Annotated in this window: 1 protein-coding gene; it reads right to left on the bottom strand. The window is 43.5% G+C overall.

The genetic code is table 11. The annotated features are described in order from the left end of the window. Window positions 1–279: pyrimidine/purine nucleosidase domain-containing protein (locus tag A3738_RS10600; RefSeq protein ID WP_156504194.1), on the bottom strand; the 279-nt coding region annotated here is incomplete at its 3' end. Window positions 280–336: the final 57 nt, after the last annotated feature.

Genomic DNA, 336 nt, shown 5'->3' with positions numbered 1-336 from the left:
ATAGCCATCAACGAAGGCGCTTTCAGGCGCGTTCTTAATATCGAGTTTTATGCCTCGAGGTTGTTGAATGACGTTAATTTCGAAGTCTTTGTATTTTTCTAAGAGACTTTCACCGTCATCACTTAAGGATCCACAGTTCAACACAGCGAGTGCGCAACGACGAAACAGCTCTTGTAGTTGTTCGTTTTTCTTGTTGCGCAGGAGATTCACTTCGTGTCGAGACAATATGTCCATATTGCCTTTAGGTGTGACGCGAGCATTAATACCGTTGTTGTTCATACGCACTCTCCTTCGACGTAAGTTTTCGGCTTTCACTGTAAGTATAGTGTTGACGAC

Source organism: Oleiphilus sp. HI0066, from assembly GCF_001635725.1.
Note: the sequence above shows the minus strand (reverse complement) of the source record. Positions and strands in the feature narration are given on the sequence as shown.